The organism is Paenibacillus sp. OT2-17 (assembly GCF_009827695.1).
In the GTDB taxonomy this organism is placed as follows: domain Bacteria; phylum Bacillota; class Bacilli; order Paenibacillales; family Paenibacillaceae; genus Paenibacillus; species Paenibacillus polymyxa_B.
This window is the reverse complement of the sequence record NZ_WUDQ01000356.1, coordinates 1-3,840: the sequence shown is the minus strand read 5'-3', so window position 1 is coordinate 3,840 and position 3,840 is coordinate 1. Positions and strand designations below refer to the sequence as shown.

4 protein-coding genes are annotated in these 3,840 nt (G+C 47.7%); 2 read left to right on the top strand and 2 right to left on the bottom strand.

Annotation, left to right across the window (positions count from 1 at the left end):
- Window positions 1–775: YitT family protein (locus tag GRP75_RS21100; RefSeq protein ID WP_160790277.1), on the bottom strand; the 775-nt coding region annotated here is incomplete at its 3' end.
- A gap of 195 nt (window positions 776–970) precedes the next feature.
- Window positions 971–2,401 (bottom strand): cardiolipin synthase, encoded by a 1,431-nt coding sequence (gene cls, locus GRP75_RS21095; RefSeq protein ID WP_053324864.1) that lies wholly within the window; start codon window positions 2,399–2,401, stop codon window positions 971–973.
- A 146-nt stretch (window positions 2,402–2,547) separates the two neighbouring features.
- Between cls and GRP75_RS21090 the strand changes: the two genes are divergently transcribed.
- The gene (locus GRP75_RS21090; protein ID WP_023987449.1) at window positions 2,548–3,579 is read left to right on the top strand and encodes a M23 family metallopeptidase; all 1,032 of its coding nucleotides are present in this window, start codon (window positions 2,548–2,550) and stop codon (window positions 3,577–3,579) included.
- A 45-nt stretch (window positions 3,580–3,624) separates the two neighbouring features.
- On the top strand, window positions 3,625–3,840 hold a 216-nt coding region (locus GRP75_RS21085), incomplete at its 3' end, for a bactofilin family protein (protein WP_202404246.1).

The window sequence follows — 3,840 nt, the reverse complement described above, 5'->3', positions numbered from 1 at the left end:
CACCTTCCAGATAAGTTACGCCCCGTCCAAGACGATCTGTCAGGGCATCCCCAATATCACGGTATTTTTCACTAATAATCCAGACCGATTTGGACTGATCCAGACCTTCAATCGTAATATCAATCATTTTCATGGCGATATAATAAGCAATCATGGAATACAGGGCATTCGGCCAACCGAACACAAAACCTGCACTTCCCAGAATGAAGATATTAACGAACAGTACGATCTCACCGACCGAAAAAGGAGTTTTTTCACTGACGAGAATAGCTACGATCTCTGTCCCATCCAACGAGCCGCCGGACCGAATCACAAGACCCACCCCAACACCGAGAATGACGCCCCCAAAAATAGCGCCGAGCAGCGGTTCGCCAGGAGTCAATGCACTTACATTGTGAAGTAACGCGGTTCCGATGGACATAACGATAATGCCGAATAAAGTGGATAAAGCGAAGGTTTTACCGATTTGTTTGTATCCGATAAGTAAAAATGGAAGGTTCAACAGGGTCAGGAAAATACCGAGTGGATAGCCAGTAATCTTGGAGGCCATAATGGAAATACCTGTGACGCCTCCGTCGATAACGCCGTTAGGAACCAGAAATATTTCGAGGCCCACTGCCATAAGCGCCGCACCGAAAATAATCATGGCCGCACGCTGAAACAGGCGTTTTGCTTTGTTCTTCGGATTAGCTGGAATTTTGCTGATCTTGGTCAACTCTCCGGTTACATCTGTGATTTCAGACAGATTTTGAACTTCCTTGCTCACTACACTCATATATAAATCCCCCCGTTACAGTATGGTATATTGGACCGAAAAAGGGGCTGCTATCCGCAGTCCCCTCTCCTTTACCGCGCTTGTGTTATATGAATAGTATACCATAAAACTGTGATTTTGCGCAAAAAAGTTAGCAAAGAGCACATAAATCACAATAAAGCGGGATTATATCGATAAAAACGGCGAAAACCGCCTTTAAAGGAGTGGAGAGAGCATGCGAGTTAGAATTTCAGCTATTTTCTGAGATCGAGGCCGTCTGCGGAACACGTTTAAATCTATGCGTGAGGAGTTGGAAATGTCCTCTACAAAATCTTCCGAAAGCCGTTCCAGCGCTGAATTAGCAAAAACTATAGCGGTCAACTCAAAATTATAGAAAAAGCTGCGCATGTCCATATTGGCGGTCCCGACCGAGCCGAGTAAATCATCGACAATCACCACTTTGGCGTGAATAAATCCTTTTCGATATTGGTAGAACTCCACCCCTGCCTCCAGCAGTTCTTGCACATAGGATAAAGACGCCAGATGAACCAGCTTCGAATCGGATTGGTAGGGAATAATAATTTTCACATCTACACCACTGACTGCTGCCAGCTTGAGCGCCTCATAAATCCCCAGATCGGGAATAAAATACGGCGTCGTAATCCAAATCCGCTTTTTGGCAACTGTGAGCGCTCCAAAACACATTTCCTGAATCGTATCCCAAACCTGATCGGGACCGCTGCTCAAAATCTGTACTTCCTCATCCCCAGTGCAGGTATGTGGAGGAAATAAATTCACATCCATCAGCCTTTCCCCTGAGGCCAGCTTCCAGTCGCTAAGAAATGCATTTTGCAGAAAATAGACGCTATCTCCTTCAATCTGCAAATGCGTATCCCTCCAAAATCCCACTTTGGGGTATTTTCCGAGATAATCGTCGCCTACATTAATCCCCCCCACAAATCCGATCATGCCGTCCACTACCACGATTTTCCTGTGATTGCGATAGTTAATCCGGCGGTCCAACGTGGCGAAAAACGGAGGTAGAAAATAATGAAATTCCACTCCCGCCTCACTACAGGTACGAATAAAGGAATAGGGCAAATGGTAGCTTCCTACACCGTCCACAACGAATCGTACCTTTACTCCCTCACGTGCCTTGCGGATCATGACCTCTTGAAACTTTCTTCCGATTTCGTCGGCCCGAAATATGTAAAACTCCACATGGATATGATGTTGTGCATGTTCCATCGCTGTCAGCATAGCCTCGAAGGTTTCTTCACCGTTCGTCAGCACACGTGTGCGATTACATCCAGTCAACGGGTTTTCCGACATACGAATTAACTGGTTAAACAGTCGCTCCTGATGCTTGAAATGAGGATTATGCATTTGCTCCACCTGTTCAATCACTTTGGATTGCGCCCACAGACGCTCGCGAAACTCACGAAACAGCTGCGATCCCCCTTTTCGAACCATTTTGCGCTTCTGATAATCCTGTGCAACAAAGTAGTACACGACAAAGCCAATGAGCGGGAAGCAAAACAAAATAAAAAGCCAGGCTACCGCTTTGGACGGCTTGCGAAATTCAAAGAGCAGGATCGTCCCGGTCTGAAAAATAAAAACAATTAAAACCAACAGCAACCACAGCATGTCTAAGCCTCCTTATATATCTCAGGATTTTGCAAAATCCTCATCTACGTTTTATACTAAGCTCCAATTTTTTTGACATGTTTGCCTCTTAAGCTGAATAGATAGTAACCAAGCACTATAGGAGCGATGTCCGGAAAGGAGCGATTATGAAAAAAGGAAGCCTAAATCGCCGGATGACCCTGCTTGTTATTCGGGATGCACAGCAACCGCCCAAGCAGCTACAATGCTCTACAGCCGCTGTCATTCTCGTCCCAACTCTTGTGATCGCGTCTATCTCTACACTCGTGATCGGGCTGCAAATCCGTTCTTCCCATATTATCTCCCAAATGGAAACGAATCTTGCTGTCCAGAGTTTGCAGATGGAGGTCACGGTAGCGGACAAGGATGCGGCCATTGGGCGACTACGGCAGGAAGTCATGGAGCTGACGAATCAAGCCACCAATATTCGTGAACGCCTCCAGCGTGTAACGGAGCTGGAACAGCAAATGCAGCAATTCATTCGAAAACACGGAAACTCATCTGCCACAAGTAACCATAAAAAGACCATGACGCCGCTCTCCTGGGATGCTTCCGGCCATATCGGGGGCGAGCTGATCGCAGTGCATGAAAATACTGCCCTCCTAACTCGCCAGGCAATGGATGATTTTCAGGAGATCGAATCTCTGTTGGACACGGTGGAACGTACGGTCCCCCGCTCTATTCAGCAAGCAAATGCCGTACAGCAGAATCTGGAGCGCAAACAAGCCGCACAGCTACTCCAGACTCGTAGACTGGCTCTTGCCGAGCAAGGGAATCCCTCCGTTTGGCCTGTAGGTTCACGGCGAATGACCTCCAGCTTCGGCTATCGCAGCGACCCTTTTACGGGCAGATCTGCCTTCCATTCAGGCGTGGACATTGCCGGACAAACCGGTGATCCTGTCTATGCAGCAGGAGCCGGCACCGTCTTGGAGGCTGCTTCTAGCGGAGCCCGCGGCAAGTGCATCATCATCCAGCATCCTGACGGACTCCAGAGCTGGTATATGCACCTGAGCGGCATGCAGGTGGCTCCGGGGGATCGTGTCCACAAAGGACAGACCATCGGTCTGCTGGGAAGTACCGGGAGAAGCACAGGACCTCATCTTCATTTTCAGATCGTCAAGCATAACCAACCTGTCGATCCATTACTGTATGTACAATGAGGATTTTTGAAAATATTTACAATAAAAGATTGGGGGAAAACCATCATGTTCAAGGAATCCAAAAAAAAGCTCTCCGCCCCAGCTATGGATACACTGCTCGCTAATGGCACCAGCTTTGAAGGTACAGTTGAGGCAGAGGCCAATATTCGGATTGACGGTCATTTTCAGGGCGATATCCGCAGCACTCGTACTGTCGTCATTGGAGAATCTGCTGTTGTACGTTCGGATATCATCGCACAAGACGTCATTCTTGCCGGTAAG

Excerpts from the sequence above, each read along its gene's own strand:
- cls (WP_053324864.1), bottom strand. The coding sequence starts at position 2,401 with ATGCTGTGGTTGCTGTTGGTTTTAATTGTTTTTATTTTTCAGACCGGG.
- GRP75_RS21090 (WP_023987449.1), top strand. The coding sequence starts at position 2,548 with ATGAAAAAAGGAAGCCTAAATCGCCGGATGACCCTGCTTGTTATTCGG.